Source organism: Xanthobacter aminoxidans (genome assembly GCF_023571765.1).
GTDB classification, from domain to species: domain Bacteria; phylum Pseudomonadota; class Alphaproteobacteria; order Rhizobiales; family Xanthobacteraceae; genus Xanthobacter; species Xanthobacter aminoxidans.
In genome coordinates this window covers 1-15,914 of record NZ_JAMJXC010000036.1, presented here as the reverse complement: position 1 = coordinate 15,914, position 15,914 = coordinate 1, and the positions used below count along the sequence as shown (strand labels likewise).

Sequence of the window (15,914 nt, the reverse complement as noted above, 5' to 3'; positions counted from 1 at the left end):
TTCCAGGCACGTCGGCAAAAAGCTTGCTTGGTGGCGGTCAGCAGCTTCAACGAAACGTCCCATATGACACCCCCGAAGCAGTGCTAGATCATAGCATCATCAGGGGTTTTCACACAGCCTCCGCCCCAGAGCTGTCTGTCAGAAAGCGCCAGGAGCGGGCTCTCAGCCCAAGGCGCAAGCCAGGCGTTGCCCCTCATCCTGAGCGATCTCTGGCTTGAACGAGGAACGAGGCACCCGCTGATACGGATTGCTGGCGCTTCGTCCATCGGCCAAACTGAGGCGTTAGACAAAGCCGCGACTCCAGCCGAGGACATATGGGTGCTGAATGCAGTATCTATGGTTTGACGCCGCGGACAGCGCCCCTACGGACGGCGGCACGCGTGCGCCCGGCCCAACGCCGGCCGGAGAGGCGATTGGAGACGATCCAGTCCAGCCTCAGGTTCCTCCCGACGCCCGCTTGGCTCTGGTCATCGGAAATGGGCGCTACCATCGCCACCCTTTGGCAAATCCGGTGCGCGATGTGGAAGAAATCGCGTGGGGCCTGGAGGGGCTCGGCTTCAAGGTCAGCCTACTGAAGAATGCCCACATCGCCCAGATGCAGGAGGCCATCATCGCCTTCGCCGACGATGTGGACTCGGCCGGCCCCTCAGCGATCGCCTTCGTCTATTATGCGGGGCATGGTCTCCAAGCGGACGGTGTCAATTTCCTCATTCCCATCGGTGCGGACATTTCATCCGCCCGCGATCTTGCGGCACGGGCCATTCCGCTCGACACCATCGCACGCGAACTCGGCCGCTGCGCCCATAAAGCCACCGTCATTGTCCTGGACGCCTGCCGCAACACCTATGTCGGGGACATCGCGGATGGGGGCTCGGCGACCGAAGGGCTTGCCGCGGCCAAGCTGCCCCGTCCTGCGGAACTGATCTATTCCACCGCCGCCATGGCTTCGGCACGGGATGGCTGGGGCGGGCACAGCCCGTTCGCCGTCGCTTTGACGGAGGAAATGCCGGAACTGCTGAAACCCGGCACGCGGATTCAGGATGTGTTTGATACGGTGGCGGCGAAGGTGGCACTGTGGACCAGCAACACCCAGACCGTTGCCGTCTATCGCGAAGGGCTGCTTCCGCCGTTCACCCTGACGGCGGAGGACGAGGCGCGGCTGCGGGATTGGAGCAAGCGGCCCTACCGCCTCAGCCGCCGGCAAATTCTGTTGCGGAGCCTTGCCGGGGCGGCGGCGGCCCTGATGGCCGGGGCCGTGGCGCTGTGGTTCTCGCTCTATCCGGAAACGCGCACCGGCCTGCTGCTGCGGGCGAACCTGCTCGATCCCACCCAGTATGATTTCACCTGCGCCCCCCCGTGGGACGGACCGACCGACAAGTATGGGCTGACACGGCGCGATTGGTGCCTCGAACTGGACGACGCGCAGAACATCGACAAGGTGCGGAACGCTGGCAAATGGCCCGCCGTCGAAGTGGGGTTCCGCGCTGGCGATCCCAAGGCACTCGCCTTAAAGGCCATCGAGGCGGATCTTCAAGCCTCAAAGGCCCAAGGCGAGGAGCGCCAGCGCCTGATGGCGCAGGCGCGCAGCCTGGGCATGCGGGCGGGCGCCACGGACTTGCCACGGGGACAATTGCTTGCCTGGGTTCTTGGGGATCGCCTCGCGGACCTGGATGTCAACCTCACCGAGATGGTGCGCGACCTTGAAGCCGCAGGGGCAAAAGGGGTCCTTGCCGCAAAGATCGGAGCACGGATCATCGCCCGCCAGTTCGCATCCGTCCGTCCCAATGCCACGTCCGCCCCCTCCGATGACGGTGTGGAGGCGGCACTGCGGGAAGCGGACCTGTCCGATCCCAGCGGGAAGACGGCCTATGGCGCGGCGGCCGCCTATCGGGGAGGCGGCGGGCTCCTGACCGGCGAGCAGGACCTGCCGCGCTACCGGGCATGGCTGCGCAAGGCGGCCTTCGCCGGCTTGCCGGCGGCAGCAGACGAACTGCTCGCCAGATCGGCCTCTGATCCTGAGCTGCGGCTTTCAGATGCAGAGCGCGCCCAGCTCATGTCTATCGCGGCACGGGACGATGGCGCGCCGGGCCTCTATTGGAAGGCGCGGCTTCTGATGCAAAAGGAGAGCGGCGGCGATCTCTCCGCCATACCGTCGGATGCGCTCGACCTCTTGTCCCAGGCGGCAAACCGGGGCTTCCCGCCAGCTGTGGCAGATGTGGCCGCCTATGACCTGTCGGAGCGGGGCGGACGGGGACCGGACCCCGAAGCGGCCGCCTCGCTGCTGCGTCGTCTGAGCGCCCAGGGAGATGCGCGCGCCACCCTCACCCTCGCACGGCTCCTCGCCTTCGGCAAGGGAGCGCCGGGCGAGGCACGGCGCATCGTGCCCGATCCGGCCGAGGCCTTGAAGTTGCTGGAAAATCCCGGGCTCGCGAACGATCCTGTGGCGATGGACCTGCGTGCGCAGATCCTGCGCTACGGTCCCGAGGCCGTGCGGAACCCCGCCAGCGCCGCCGCGCTCTGGCAGGTGGTGGAGCAACGGCTTCCCTTCCCGCAGATCGCCCAGAGAGCCAATTTCGAGCTGAACAGTGCCTGGAACGAGGCCAGGCTGGCGACGGGCGCAGCCCCGGCTTTGGTTCTTCTGAACGGCGATGCGGACGCACCGGTCAGCGTCACCTCGCTCCTGGCGGCGGATTGCGCCGACTGCCGGGTGTTCCTCAACACCACGCTGCGTCCCCTGCTGCGGGCCTTTCCCGAGCGGGCCAAGGTCCGCTTCGAAATCCGCCCCGTATGGCGGGAAGGAGACGAGGCGGGATTCCAGGCGGCCCTGGTGGCCGCCTGTGCTCAGGACCCTGAGGTGCGTTTCCGGATCTTCGGCATCTTGCTCAACGCAATGGACGAATGGCGGAGCCTGACGGCCACGCCGGATCGGCTGGGCGCCTTCTTACGCCTCATCGAGCCTATCAAGGGGCGTCCGGACGACTTGCAGGCCTGCATCGGCAACCCGTCCCTTCGGGCCGCCCTGCTAAGGCAGCGCGATGCCGCCGTGCGGGAATTCGGCCTTTCCCTTCCGCAGATCTATGTGGCCGGAACTTCCGGCAACCCGCGCTCGCCGGCGCAGATCGACGATCTGATAACCGAGCAGCTCCGGTCCTTCGACGCGCTCGCCGCGAAGTGAGGCTCAGCCCGCCGGTACCTCGGAGCAGGACGGCCGACGCAGAGTCGCATAGCGCCCGAGCCCTACGAGGAGCGGGATTTCCTCGATGCGCCGGGTCCATGTCCCGTCCTTCCGGCTGAGGGACACGGTGTAGATCGCGCCCACCGGCTGCCAGTCGCTCCATTTGCCCCTTGTCCCATTCTTGCCCACCGAAATCTGGCGCGCCGCCGCCGCGCTGTAGGTGAGCATCCCCTTCCATTCGATGCCGTTCCGATGGTCCACGTCCGAGGTGATCTCCCGCCCATCCAGACGCACATCGGAGTACATGGCGTAGATGGTATGAGCGGAGGGCTTCGCGGCAGGCGCCGCGGGAAGGGTCTGGGTGAAGCCGCCGGCCGGCGGCGGCACGACATCGATGGCGACCACATAGTCCGATCCGCATTTGGTGCGGAACGTCTCGAACGCGGCATTGGCCTGCTGCCGGGCCCCTTCCTGCGGGGAGGATGCGGCCAAAGGTGGAAGGAAGAAAGCGCTGAGGCCGAGAACGAAGGTCAATGCGGTGGCCATATGCGGGATCGGTTTCATTGCGAAGGTCCTCCTCGGGCGGATGCGGATTTCAGCCTTTCAGGGCGGCGAGGTGCTTGGCCCAGAACGCGAGGAGCGGGCCCGTCAGGTTGAACTGCCGGAGCGCCTGGCAGTCATACCGTGTGAGAAGCGCGGCGGTGTCGGCCGCGCCATTGTCCAGCTCGCTCACGACCATGACCTGCATGGCGGCGCTGAGCTCGTCCTTGGCCTTCTCTGCCCGGTAGGACTGCTCCAGCCGGTCGAGACTGGCGCTGTCGGTGGCAGAAAGAACACCACACGCACGGTGCACGCTGCGCGTCATGCCGATCACGTAAGCAAGGTTGCTCTTCTGAATGATGGCCGGCCGGTCGACGATCACGTCCTCCAGCTTGCCGCTGGTGATGGCGACGATCATCTGGCGGTTCTTCACGACGATCTTGTTCCCCGCCTCTTCCGCCTGGGCGCCGACAGCCGAAAACAAGACGACGGCGGCAAAAGCTGCGGCGCAGAAGGTCTTCATGGCTTCATCTCCCGGTGCGGTGGATCCGCGGCGGATCCGATGGGGAAGATGTACCGGCGCCTTCATAGGAGCGGCATTGCGGGGTGTTGCGCGGTGTTGCGTGCGCCCGCCGGCTGGACAGGATCGCGCGATCGCCGCACTTTCTGCCGGATTCAATGCGAGCCTGTCAGACCATGGCGACCATACCGAACCTTTATTTGAAATGGCGGCTGTTCCGGGAACTGATCGGCGTGCCACAGTCCGACGCACAGATCGGCTCCGTCATCTTCGGCGAGGGGCGCGACGGGGCGCAGAAATTCTCCAAGTTGCTGTACGGAGACTATGGCTGCTCCCCGGAGATCGCCGACGTGCTGGCGGATTTCATCAATCGCCGCCTGGACCTCTCGCGGAAAAGCCGGGGCCTTGCCGCATTGGGTGCGGACGCGCTTTTGCCCGCAGACCTGTCCGGCAACGTCTACGACTTCGCGCGCAAGATCACCGAGGCGGGTGCGGTGACGGACACCAGCGTCCTCGACCGGGCGCAGGACGCACTGCTTGAGGAGATCACGCCGGCGCCGGCCTCCTCCAGCATGCCGCGCCTGGTGGTGGAGCAATATGAGATGGGACGGTTCTTCGAGCCGTTCGTGTCGTCGGACGATGCAGGGCCTCTGGTCTTCGTGCCGGGCAAGCACAAGGGACGCCTCGCAGTGGTCGGCATCGAGCGCGAGCCCGCCATGGCCTATACCTTCCTGGTCCGCGACCCCCGCCCCGCCGGGCAGCGCAGTTGGGACCTCACATGGGGGGAAACCCTGCGCTGGATGCCGGCGCCGTCCCAGCCTCGCCTGGAGGACGGCACCTTGCCGCTCATGGCGGATGCCTTTCCCGTCTTGCCGGTGAAGGGACGTTTCCTCGCCACCTCCATCCTCGTATGGGACCCCGCCGTCCAGCCGCTCCTGGATCCGCGCGGCGCCAATCCCGCACCCGCCGGCCTGACCGAGGAGGAAACAAGCCGCTTCCTCACCAATCTCCGGCGCCTGCAGAAACGCCGCCCGGACGGCCTCACCGCCTGGGGCGCGGAATATTCCGTCGAGCTGCCATAAGTGGGCGGATCATTTGACGTTCTTATTGATGTCCCGCACATAATCCACCAACAATTCCCGGGTGTTCTTGACGCCGGAATTGCTGTCCGAACAGCCGTAGGTTTCCGAGAAGGCCTTGCCATCAAGCATGCCGGGCCGGATCTGCGTGGCGACGATCTGTTGCTTTGCGGGATCGTTCACGAGCCGGTTCATGCGCTCGCCGAAGGCGTCCTCCTCGGCCTTGGTGAGACCGGGGCAGCGCAGAAAGAAGGATGTGGCGAAGCCGAGAAGATAGGCGGCGCGGCGGCTGCTCTCCTCCGGCGTTACCCCACTGAGGTCACCCGCCACCCCCATGGTGAGGCGCATCACCATGCGCAGGTCCTGGAAATTGCCCTTGACCTCCTGGGCCTGCGCACCCGATGCGGCGGTGAGAAGCAGGGCGGCGACAATGATACGCTTCATGGGGCGATCTCCGTTCGTGTGACCTGACACTCGCGGCTGCGTACGTCTGCGGCCATTGCGGCCCGTTGCCGGCACTTGCTTCGCAAACCTAATGGAGCCACCGGCGTCTGCGCTGCTGAAGAGCGGTCTTGGACACCACCCATGGCTCCAGGCGGCCATCACGGGCGACATAGTCAACATTCGGCGCGATGCCCTGACGCCCCACGACACCACAAACCCATTGCCCGCTGTGCTCATCCCGCGCCACCAGCAAAGCATATTCCTCGCCTCTGACGCGCCCATGCCGGGTCACGACCACGGACATCCTGCCACCTTGGGCCTGGACTGAGCCCTTGCCGGCGCCGATGGCGACGCCCCCACCTCGGCATACCGCGACACCCGCCGCCATCGCCACCGAAATCCCTTTAAGGCCGGTGGTGGTCGCCGAGCCGCCGTCCCGGCTTGCGACGGCGACGCCGTCCGATCCGGCAACGGCCTGCCCGCCTGTGATACCCCCGTGAATGCCGACCTCGTCGCCGTGGACCAATCTGCTCCAGGCGATGCTACTGAACTGATCCGCAACAGCGCGGCCGCGTTCGCAGATGGCAACGCCCTTTATGTACGCGTACGCCACACCGTACCCAAAGGCACAAGCCATGCCCCCCAATGCCGCATGCGCTTCTCCACCGCAGATGGCCCAGCCATCCACTCGCGCGATGGCAAGGGAGGGTTGCGCCCCAATGGTCCGGTCCCCCCGCAACACAACGACGTCCGGCTTATCGAGCGGACGACGTTCCGTCTCGTCCACCATTTCGGGAGGCTCCGGGACCTCGACGAGGCCGACCGGAACTCGGGCGGTCCCCCCCCCTTTAGCCAACGCTACGCGAGATCCCCATTGCGGGTCCTTGCCAAGGGCACAGAGGGCGGCAAGCGCGCCGCGCAAGGTGCCGCGGTAGAGCATCGTACCTGAGCGGAATGCGACGGCTTCCCCCTGTTCCTGACGCAGCTCGTGCGCGCCCTCCACCCGGACGAGCGCGCACGGCGCCCCTGGTTGCAAGCCGGCATCTCCCTGTCCCCAAGGCGCGCCGAGCCACCAGCCGCCATCGGTGCGCCCCGCCTTCAGCTCGGCATCCGGAATGACGCGGGTGAGGACAACGAGGTCCGCCTCTCCGATCGCTTCCTTGAGAATGAAGGCTTTGGAATCATGGGAGAACGCCTCGTCCCACCAGGGACGTTGCGTGCCGAAGAAGGTGACGTCCTTCGTCTCTACGGAGGGCTGTGGGCTGTCATCCGGGGGCAAATACTCCATCTCAGGCTCGTCAACGCTATCGAAATAGCTGCGCGTGAGATCCGGGATGAGGCGAAAACCGCGCTCGGTATATTCGTAAACCGCGCCGGCGCGGACCTCTTCGGACTCTGTGGAAATGGACCTAGCGACCCCCGCAAGACCCACGACGCGCTCCCGGAAGATCAGGGTGGCACTTCGCCCCAGCCATATGAGTGTGCCGGGCTCAAGCGGAGCGCGATGGATCGCGAGAGCGTCATCGCTCACAACGACGGCCTTGACGGGCATGATCGCCACCCCAATTCCCTCCGGCCCGACGAACATCTGGCCGCCGGCCTGCGAGACCACCACCGATCCGCGGCCCCCTTTGACGGCACATTCGGCCTCCTGGGATGCGGCAACCCCGCTGTCCCCGACCTCTGCCATGCCGCCGCTACCAAACCGCCTGACCGCCACGCCCCCATTTCCCGCTTTAGCGACACCGCCTTCTCCCGCCACAGCAAGCCCATAGGCCCCGGCCTGCGCGCTGCCCCGGTCCCCCGCCATTGCCACGCCGAACGCACCGCATTCGGCACTTCCATAGCGTCCCGCCTCGGCAAATCCCTCGTCCCCCGCGATGGCGACCCCGTAATTGCCGGTGCGGGCCACCCCCGTCTTGTCCTGCAGGCTGCGCAGGGGCGACGATGCGGCGGCGCCGGATGTCATGGTTGTGAAGACATCAAGGGCGGTGCGCCGGTCGCCGCGATAGACCACGAAGCCGGAGCGGAAACGAACGATCCGCTCCGAAAGGGTCCCATCCTTGATGAGATCGAGCTTGGCATGATCATCCACATCCAGCTCGATCACCGCCCATAAAGGGCAGGTGAGATGAGCGAGGTAGGCCGGCCCGGATGCCTCAAGAAGTCCAGTCAGCCAGACCGGCACGGTCCTCTTGGCTGGCACAAGCTCGAACCGGCCGAAGGGCGGGATCCTGAGCCACCATCCCTGGGTCACGCCACACAGCACGTAAAAGGGAAACGTCTTTAATTCGGCCACGGGAACCTCCAGGCGGGACGATCGGACTGAGAGACGCGCATGGGACTGGCTGAAAGAGGGATATTCACCTGTCGTGCCTCTCCCGCGCAAAGATGAAATTGATAGACGCGCGCGCAGCGCCGACCTCTTGTCCCGCCCTGTCCTGGGAGGCGAGCCGCAGCGCCGCCTCGGCGCCGCTGCGCCGATAAGCGCGCAGCGTATTTTTGTGCACCTCGACGAAACCGGGCCGTGCGCTTGCATCTTCCGCCCAGGCCAGGGTGGAGCCCATGCGCGTCTCCAGATCGGCAGGGAACAGGCTCCAGGCCTTCTGAAGCCCGAGCCCCAGTTCCGCGACATAAGCAAGAGGCGCAAGCGCGTCGAGCTGAGCGGAAAGGGGCCCGGACGGCATGCGGGGCCGCACGATGAGCGCAGCCGGCAGGGATGGCTTCCCGTCGGCGTTCGCGGCGCTGTAAGCTCCCGGCAGGGTAAGAAAAGACAGGATCAGGCGGCGGGAGAACATGTTCGGCCTCGCGATGACGATGCCGCTCTTCTCCCTGCCACCGGTCAAAGCCGCTATTGCGCGGCCTTACTTTTTCTTGCTTCCCCTCTCCGGCCACCCTCATCCGCAACACGGCGCAACGGCGCGCAATAGTGCGACGACGGGCACTTGAGTCATTCCTATCTCCAGCGAACAGCGCACCTCGCCTCGACACAGGAGACACACCATGATCCGCTCCGACACCCTCTTCCGCCTCGGCGTCGTTGCCCTGCTTGTGGGAGCGGCCGCCTGGCTCCGGTGGGAGCCGCAAGAAAAGATCCACGTAGCGCCGGAGAGCATCGTCGGGCGCACGCTCCAGGGGCAGTCAGCGCCGGACACCGCCCTGGAGACATCGGATGCCATCGGTGGAGGGCTTGGGAACCGCTACGTCAACGAATTCCTGGTGAAGCGGGCGGGTGGATCGGAGGCGGCCAAGCCGGCACAGTGACGCCCCGTGGAATAGAGCCAGCCCATAGGGCTTGCCGAAGCCGGGAGAGGCCCACTGTCATCCCCGCCGCCACAGCGGCAAGCCTGCGCTGGCCCTCCCGCGTCAAGGCCTTGCAATCGTGCGCCATCGACAGCTGCGGCCTCGATGGCAAAAGGCAGATCAATCTTTCTTCGTGCGACCGGAGGCGGGCAATGTCGATCACCAGGCCGGGATATCGAAGACTGAACCGATCGATCGCGCAATCCGGACTGGCCTTGTGCCTCGTTTGCGCGACGACGGCAGCACAGAGCACGGCGCTACGGCTCACCGGCGCGGGAGGCCTTTCCTGCCGCGTCCTGGATTCCCCCTCCAAGGCGCGTCTGGCGGATGGGCGCGCCGCACTGCAGTGGAGCCTCGGCTACCTCACCGGCCGTGTCCAGTCGGCTGCCGGAGAGCCTCACCGACGCTTCACCGGGCCGGACGGCATCGCCGCCGAGATCATCGCCTATTGCCGCGCGCATCCCGAGCGACAGATCGCGGATGCGGCGGCGGACTTCTTCGGGCCCTAACGACCTCTCGTCCAGTTCGAGGTGGCTTCATCCTGCCCGTCCGATCGCTCGGCCTTCATATTTTCACATGGGGATTATCGGCGATGTCCATGATCAACCGGTTTCATCTTGCTGGTACGGCCGCTGCCGCGGCGTTGCTTTTGGCTTTTCCAGCCGCAGCTCAGAACAATCAGTGCGCGATGATGTGCAACGGCACCGGAAACGCCTGCTACAGAACCTGCGCCGGATCCAATGACGGTCTCTCGCCCGGCGGCACGGTTGCGCCGGGAAGCGGAACAGGCGGCTCCGGCGGCGGATATGGAGCCATCGCGGTCTCCGACAGTGACAAGGGCGCCCTGCGCTGGGGGAAGTCTTACGGCTATGACTCTCGCGCCCGCGCGGAGGCCGTGGCGGTGCAATTTTGTAAGGCGGGCGGGCTTCCGGGCTGCAAGGTGAGGGTCTGGTTCACCAATGCTTGCGCCGTTCTCGTGACCACGGGCGATGGCGACTGGTGGGCATATTGGCGCGGTTCGCTCTCGGCCGCGCGTCGTGCGGCGCTCGCGGACTGCCAGCAGGACGCCAAGGGCGGCTGCACCGTGAAAGAAGCATTTTGCTCCCCCTGAAGCCGGAGCGCGGTCGCGCGGGCGACCGCAACGCCCGGCCATTCCCCCAACCCCGGTCCGCTGGACCACGCTGGACACCGTGTGACCGGCTCGTCCCTGCAACAGGAGCGTACGATGCGACATCATTCGGCCTATGTCTTCCTCATCGCCTCGGCCCTTTTCGCCCCGACGTTGCCGGCGAGCGCCGCGCCCCGCTCGCCGCTCTCCGCCGGCGGCTGCTGGATGGTGCTGCCCAAGGGAGAAAGGCCCGAGCGCACCAATGCCGCCGAAATCCTCTGCCTTAAAAGGGACGGTTCTGGCCGTGTCCGGGAAAGCCAGTTCTATGGCGACGTTGCCGCCTGCGCGCGGGTGACGTACCGCACGAGCAATGGTCCCACCTTGGTCGAGATCGATTTCAGCCCCTGCACCAATGAAGCACCGAGCCATAGCCTGCTCTGCGCGAGCAGCGCTGGACGCAAGCCGGTGCCCTGCCTACAGAGGGTGCCCGGCGACGACGATCCGGTGGAGATGGAGCTCCACCCGATCGAGGGGGCTGGATAGTGAGGCCTCCTCTCCTCCTTTCTGCCGTGCTGGGTGCGATGCTCGCGCAGCCTGCCTCGGCGCGCGCCTCAGAATGCCCGGAAGGCGTTGCCCGGCCGCCTCCGGTGAAGGCTGCGATCGAGCGCCCTTTCGGATTTCGCCTGCACCCCGTCATGGGCTCAGCGGTCTTCCAGCCGAGCATTGTGTTCCGCACAAGCAGCGGCCGGGTGGTCCGGGCGGTGATGGGCGGCCGTGTGACGCTGCTCGAAACGAAGCCGGGCATCGGCCGGTTCGTCTGGATCCGGCAGCGAAACGGAAGCGAGTTGCGATATGGGCCGCTGGCACACGCGCGCGTTGGCGCCGAGCGATGCGTTCTGCCAGGCGTCACACTTGGCAGGACGACCTCGTCTCCGTTCACACTCAGCCTGCTGCGAGACAGACAATGGAACGATCCCGCGCCCTTGTTCGGAGGCGGCCGATGACCCACGCGAACACGGCTGGCAATGGCTCGGCCGGTCCATCCTGGCGCGCTTCACGCGGGCTGAGGCAGCGTGCATGCATTTAAGCCTGGGTTGCGTGTGCTCTGGGTACAGGTGCGACGGCTGCGCTGGGATTGATCTGCCAGCCTTTGAAGACGAACTCTTTTTCGTCATCCAGCCGAAGAGTCCAATCCAACGCGGCCACCTCGTTTTCTAGAGTGGGTAGGATCGCTACAACAGCATCGCCGGACGTCTCCGGGAGGCCTGGCGGCGTATCGCGCCGCACCTGCGGCCGCACACCGATGATGACGGGGGGCAACGATGCAGAAACTGGATGAATTTCCCTATCTGGTGCTGTCCAGCGCCAACCAGGATTACGATCTGGCACTGCCGGCCTTCGGGCGCTTCGAGCGCATCGAATGGCCGTTGGATTCGGAGGGAGAGTTCAGGAGGCCGCTCCGCTTCACAGGACTTCTCGACCTTGAAGCCCCGCACGCGCTGGCTCATCTCGACTCCCTTGTATGGGCCGTGGTCCAGATCGATCAGGACGATCCTTGCGAATGGGCGACGGGCGAGGACGGGACGAGGCAGCCCGGTGTGGTGTGTTTCGCCTCCGGGTTCGTGCTGTTTCGTGGTGCGCGCGAGACGGCGCTGAGTATTTTCGCCGCCTGCAAAGGCGGGGCGTCCCTAAAGACGCCCTTGTCGGCGTTTCAGGACCGCTCCGGCGTCGCCATCGCAGGCGATTACGGCACAGCGATCGCAGGCGACGAGGGCTTTGCCCGCGCCGGCTTCTGCGGTCTCGCCAAGGCCGGGACGCCCGGAACCCTGAACCCACGGCACCCCCTCCAAAAGGTCGAATATTCCTCCTTTGGCGTGGCGCTGGCCGGCGTGCATGGCACGGCATTCGCCGGCACGGCGGGGGTGGCGGTGGTCGAGAGCGGCGGCACGGCGCGGGCGGGCAATGGCGGCGTGGCGATCGCTCGCTCGGACGGCAATTTATGCACCGTCGAAGTGGGCCGCGAAGGCGTCGCCATCTCGCGCGCCACGGACGGGATGGTGATTGCTGGAGACAAGGCCGTCGCCGTAGCGAGTAGCGGCGGCCGATGGTTGAAAGTCGGCCACGGCGGGATCGGCGTCGCGATGAAACACATGGAGACCCTGGTCATCGCCGACGAGGCCCTCGTGATCGCGGCAGCGTGGCAGCATAACAGCGGGGTCCGTCTGGGCCGGCAAGCGACGCTGATCTGCCGTTTGGGCGCGGACAGCGGCTTTACCCGGATAACAACCTGTGGCGGAGCGCTGGAGCCCGGCACCTACGCCATCTGGAACGGCGAGCTGACCAGGATATGGGACGAAAACATCGAGGTTCCCAATATCTCCTTTTTGGCCTGGAAAGAAAAGGCGAAAGATCGCGCTCCAGCATCCGAGGCACCCAGCTTTGCGTCAGGCGTGCCGTGGTGGGAGGCCGCCCGCAGCCACGATCCGCTGGCCGAGATTCTACCGGAGGCGATACCGGAGGGACAGATCATCGTTCTGTGCGCCGATATTCCGTCAGCCGAGTTGGAGGCCGGACGCAAGGACGGTGAATGGTGGCTGGGCGCACCGTTCGGTCAAGGCGAACTGCCGCTAATCGATGGGGCCCCGTGCTGTCTCGTCCGCGTCGAGGGCGAGCACGCGTTCGAGCAGGGTGGCGGCGAAGCGGTCTGCTTCCAACGAGGGACCGCGCTCTACCGGGGCAGCTTGCGCGGCGCCGTGGCGGCGTTGCGCGCCATCGGAGCCAACACGGCGCTCAACGGCCGTGTCGCGCGGGCCGGGCACGGGGGTGTCGCGCGGGTTCCCTCGCGGATGGCACCCATGCCGCCGCCGCCGCCGTCGCATCTCTACCACTCCGAGGAGCTCGTCTGGGAAACGCCTTACAACGTCCTGCGCGGTGACCGGACCATGGGTCGCGATACCTCTCTCGCCGTGGCCGGTGACGAGGGATTCGCGATCTGCGACGGCGAGGCGCACGCGGGCGACTACGGTGTGGCCCGCGTAACCGGCCTGGGTCTCGCACGGGCCGGGCGCGGTGGGTTGGCATTCTGCGAGAACGGCCGCGCGCTCGCCGGCGACCTTGGTTTCGCCTTCAGCCGACTGTCTGGAGGCGAGCGTCGGACCTCGAGCGGACTCGCCGCCGCCGGCTGGTGCGGCGTCGCCATTGCAGAACCGGACGGTTCCGCCGCGATTGCTGGCAACGGTGGCATCGCCATCGCCATGGGAACTGGTCTGGCCCGGGTGGGGACTTATGGCGTCGCGATCGGCCCCACTTCGAAAACGGTCGATCTCCATGGTGGCTCGGACTCCGTCGTCGTTGCGCGGGACGGGCGGGTCAGCGGCGACCATCGCGCGTTGCTGGTCGCATGGGACGCCGGGACCGAGCGATGGATCGCCGCCGTGGTCGGGCGGGACGGAATCGAGCCAGGCATCCCCTATGTCGCCCGCAACGGCTGGTTCGAGCCTCAAGTCCCCGTCGCGCCCGAGGTCGGTGACGAGAGCCACCGACAAACGCTGCACTGAGCGCCGGCATCCGCCGGCAAGGCGGAGCAAGCTCGCGCAACACCGCGGCGGCCAGCCTGCGGCTACGTCACGCCATCGGCATGACGCGCAGCCTGCACCGGGCTTGCACCATCCTCTTGGCGGAGGAAAGCGCGGGGCTGGACCGGCTGGAACGCTTCTACCGGGCACAGAAGGCGACGACGAGCTCGGGGCGGCGGTGCAGCCAGGGTGCTAAACGAACTGGACAACGGCACCGCCGACGCGGCGTCGCCGCTCAGCCGCTAAGATTGTGTGGCGCTAGACCGCTTCAAGCTGACCCGCCCACCGCTCACCTTCTGGGCCAAGTATCTCGTCAAGCTCACCGGCTGGGCCGCCCCACCCGCGGGCGAAATAACACCATGCTCTCTCGCTTTCGCATCACCGCGGCAGCGGCGGTCCTGGCGCTCGGCAAACTCCCGGCGGTAACCGCCTCGGCCAAACCCCGCCTGCGCCGGGCCTTGCGGCCCAACAACAGGCCAACGCGCTGTTCGAGACGTTCCGGGCTAAGTGCGGCACGGATTATGTGGTCAAGGTCGACGTCAGCTTCCCTCGGGAAAGACGGCACTAAGGGCGCCTGGAACCCATGCCAGCCGGCGGGGCCGATCTATATGATGACGCTTGAGTTCAAGGATGGAGCTTGGTCCAGCCTGGGGCAGGAGATGTCAATGGTGGGCCGCTGGGACGTTAGGGCAAGATCAGCGCCCGAAAGCGCGGAGATTCCGGCGGACTGGATGATGAGGGCGCAGACCGCCTCGGCGCGACGGCTACTAGGGACCGACTTGGCCGATCGAGCCCGTTTTCCAGCGGCGCTGACGATAGGATAATCTCATAAACGAGGCACTGGGTCGCGTTGGCCGACCGGCGCCCAGAATCCGGGAGATCATAGGCGCAACGCGAGCTGAACTACATGCCGGCCCGGGCCAGCTTAACCGAGGCCGACCGGGGCGCCCGGCGTCACGGGCGGCCATTTGAGATCCAAGAGCAGGAACATCGCCGTCTGGACGGGGTCCGGAAAGTCCCGAACCGAGCCGCCGGCGGCGGGGCACGGCAGATCGCCGATGGCGTAATCGTCGAGCGAGCGCAGAAGGGCGAGGCAGCTGAGTACGACCGTGTGAGCCGGCATCGCCACGCCGATTTCATAAAGGGGTGTCGCATCGGCGCGCTTGCGCGTCTGCGAGACCAACTCGCGCAGCATCGGCGGCGGGGTCCAGACCTCATCGACCAGTCCTCGCCGCAATTCCGGATCGCTCCAGTCGAGCGTCGGAGCCAGGGCCAACAGTAGCGTGCCGGGGGACGGTCCAGCCTCGGCAACTTCTTTCGGCCGAGCAAAATCCGCCCAGCTCAGGCCGAGCGCAGCGAATAGCCGCTCTGGTCGCCGGGAGATGGCCTGCCCCTTCCAGGCATCTGGAACCCGGCCGAGGGCGACCGTGTGCAGCGCTCCGAGGAGAAGCTGCGAGGGGCTGCAGCGATATTCGTGGCAGGCCCCGCGAAATCGTTCAGAGTGTTCCGCACGCCCACAGAGCGCCACGAATGACGCTGGCGCCTCGGGCCAATCCTCGCCGCGCAGCGCCGCCTGCAAGGCCTGCGTTTGCCAATCGAGCGTGGAGGCAAGCACCACAATATCCGGCCCGAGGGGCGGATCGTATGGTTCCGGCGGGCAGCGGTCCGGGGCCGGCATGCCAGTCGGCCTCGGGTGCCTCAGATCCTCGAGAATGGCATGCAGCCGGTCGAGCCACTCGCTCCAAACGCTCATCGCCGCCTCCTTGAACGGCCATCTTGCGTGCCGGCGCCGACCTGGGCAATTGACGAACCTTGCATTGGCTTGCTGGCGTCGGCGTTAAGCCTCGCCAAACGCTCGGCGGCCAGCCTTAATCGGTCTGCTGGCCGCCATATCTGGAGGGCCTCAGGAACTGGCTTGCGGCCGAAGGTGAAGGCCGGGGGAAGAGGAGCCACTACCGTACAGAGCCAGATTCGGCCTCGGATATTAATCAGCGACATGTCCGCTAGTTGTTTGAAGTCTCCAAAAGCGGACAGTCCGCTCCCGGCCCGAGGCTGTGTGAGAACTCACTGTGGCTCGTCGCGCAGGTTGTTGCCACGGCGCGCGTCGGCTCCGGTCACCCGGCTATCGCCTTGAGGGTCGCGGCCACGCCAGCGACGGCAATGGCGCGCT

Annotated in this window: 14 protein-coding genes; 8 read left to right on the top strand and 6 right to left on the bottom strand. The window is 66.2% G+C overall.

Going from position 1 to position 15,914, the window contains the following annotated elements:
- Window positions 1-325 precede the first annotated feature (325 nt).
- The gene (locus EJ105_RS26945) at window positions 326-3,175 is read left to right on the top strand and encodes a caspase family protein (RefSeq protein ID WP_250168774.1); all 2,850 of its coding nucleotides are present in this window, start codon (window positions 326-328) and stop codon (window positions 3,173-3,175) included.
- Between the two features lie 3 nt (window positions 3,176-3,178).
- Here the strand turns inward: EJ105_RS26945 and EJ105_RS26940 are convergent, their stop codons facing one another.
- A complete protein-coding gene (locus tag EJ105_RS26940; RefSeq protein WP_250168773.1) occupies window positions 3,179-3,739 on the bottom strand; it encodes a hypothetical protein in 561 nt (186 codons plus the stop codon).
- A 31-nt stretch (window positions 3,740-3,770) separates the two neighbouring features.
- Complete coding sequence (locus EJ105_RS26935; RefSeq protein WP_250168772.1) at window positions 3,771-4,238, bottom strand: hypothetical protein; 468 nt, start codon at window positions 4,236-4,238, stop codon at window positions 3,771-3,773.
- A 173-nt stretch (window positions 4,239-4,411) separates the two neighbouring features.
- On the opposite strand from EJ105_RS26935, the gene EJ105_RS26930 reads away from it, so the two are divergent.
- Window positions 4,412-5,317: a hypothetical protein gene (locus EJ105_RS26930; RefSeq protein ID WP_250168771.1), complete on the top strand. Its 906-nt coding sequence runs from the start codon at window positions 4,412-4,414 to the stop codon at window positions 5,315-5,317.
- 9 nt (window positions 5,318-5,326) lie between these two features.
- On the opposite strand, the gene EJ105_RS26925 is transcribed toward EJ105_RS26930, so the two are convergent.
- The 3 genes from EJ105_RS26925 to EJ105_RS26915 form a co-directional block, all read right to left on the bottom strand.
- Complete coding sequence (locus EJ105_RS26925; protein ID WP_250168770.1) at window positions 5,327-5,758, bottom strand: hypothetical protein; 432 nt, start codon at window positions 5,756-5,758, stop codon at window positions 5,327-5,329.
- 88 nt (window positions 5,759-5,846) lie between these two features.
- Window positions 5,847-8,057 (bottom strand): hypothetical protein, encoded by a 2,211-nt coding sequence (locus EJ105_RS26920; protein ID WP_250168769.1) that lies wholly within the window; start codon window positions 8,055-8,057, stop codon window positions 5,847-5,849.
- Window positions 8,058-8,121: 64 nt separating this feature from the next.
- Window positions 8,122-8,556: a hypothetical protein gene (locus EJ105_RS26915; protein WP_250168768.1), complete on the bottom strand. Its 435-nt coding sequence runs from the start codon at window positions 8,554-8,556 to the stop codon at window positions 8,122-8,124.
- 205 nt (window positions 8,557-8,761) lie between these two features.
- On the opposite strand from EJ105_RS26915, the gene EJ105_RS26910 reads away from it, so the two are divergent.
- From EJ105_RS26910 to EJ105_RS26890, 6 genes are all read left to right on the top strand, one after another.
- Window positions 8,762-9,022: a hypothetical protein gene (locus tag EJ105_RS26910; RefSeq protein ID WP_250168767.1), complete on the top strand. Its 261-nt coding sequence runs from the start codon at window positions 8,762-8,764 to the stop codon at window positions 9,020-9,022.
- 191 nt (window positions 9,023-9,213) lie between these two features.
- Window positions 9,214-9,570, top strand: coding sequence for a hypothetical protein (locus tag EJ105_RS26905; RefSeq protein ID WP_250168766.1), 357 nt, complete (start codon window positions 9,214-9,216; stop codon window positions 9,568-9,570).
- 83 nt (window positions 9,571-9,653) lie between these two features.
- Entirely contained in the window at window positions 9,654-10,172 is a 519-nt protein-coding gene (locus tag EJ105_RS26900; protein ID WP_250168765.1) for a DUF4189 domain-containing protein, read from the top strand.
- Window positions 10,173-10,286: 114 nt separating this feature from the next.
- A complete protein-coding gene (locus EJ105_RS26895; protein WP_250168764.1) occupies window positions 10,287-10,712 on the top strand; it encodes a hypothetical protein in 426 nt (141 codons plus the stop codon).
- 38 nt (window positions 10,713-10,750) lie between these two features.
- On the top strand, window positions 10,751-11,173 hold the full coding sequence (locus EJ105_RS28155; RefSeq protein ID WP_394042959.1) for a M23 family metallopeptidase: 423 nt from the start codon (window positions 10,751-10,753) through the stop codon (window positions 11,171-11,173).
- Between the two features lie 318 nt (window positions 11,174-11,491).
- On the top strand, window positions 11,492-13,726 hold the full coding sequence (locus EJ105_RS26890; RefSeq protein WP_250168763.1) for a hypothetical protein: 2,235 nt from the start codon (window positions 11,492-11,494) through the stop codon (window positions 13,724-13,726).
- 943 nt (window positions 13,727-14,669) lie between these two features.
- Here EJ105_RS26890 and EJ105_RS26885 read toward each other — a convergent pair.
- Window positions 14,670-15,497, bottom strand: coding sequence for a hypothetical protein (locus EJ105_RS26885; protein WP_250168762.1), 828 nt, complete (start codon window positions 15,495-15,497; stop codon window positions 14,670-14,672).
- Window positions 15,498-15,914 lie beyond the last annotated feature (417 nt).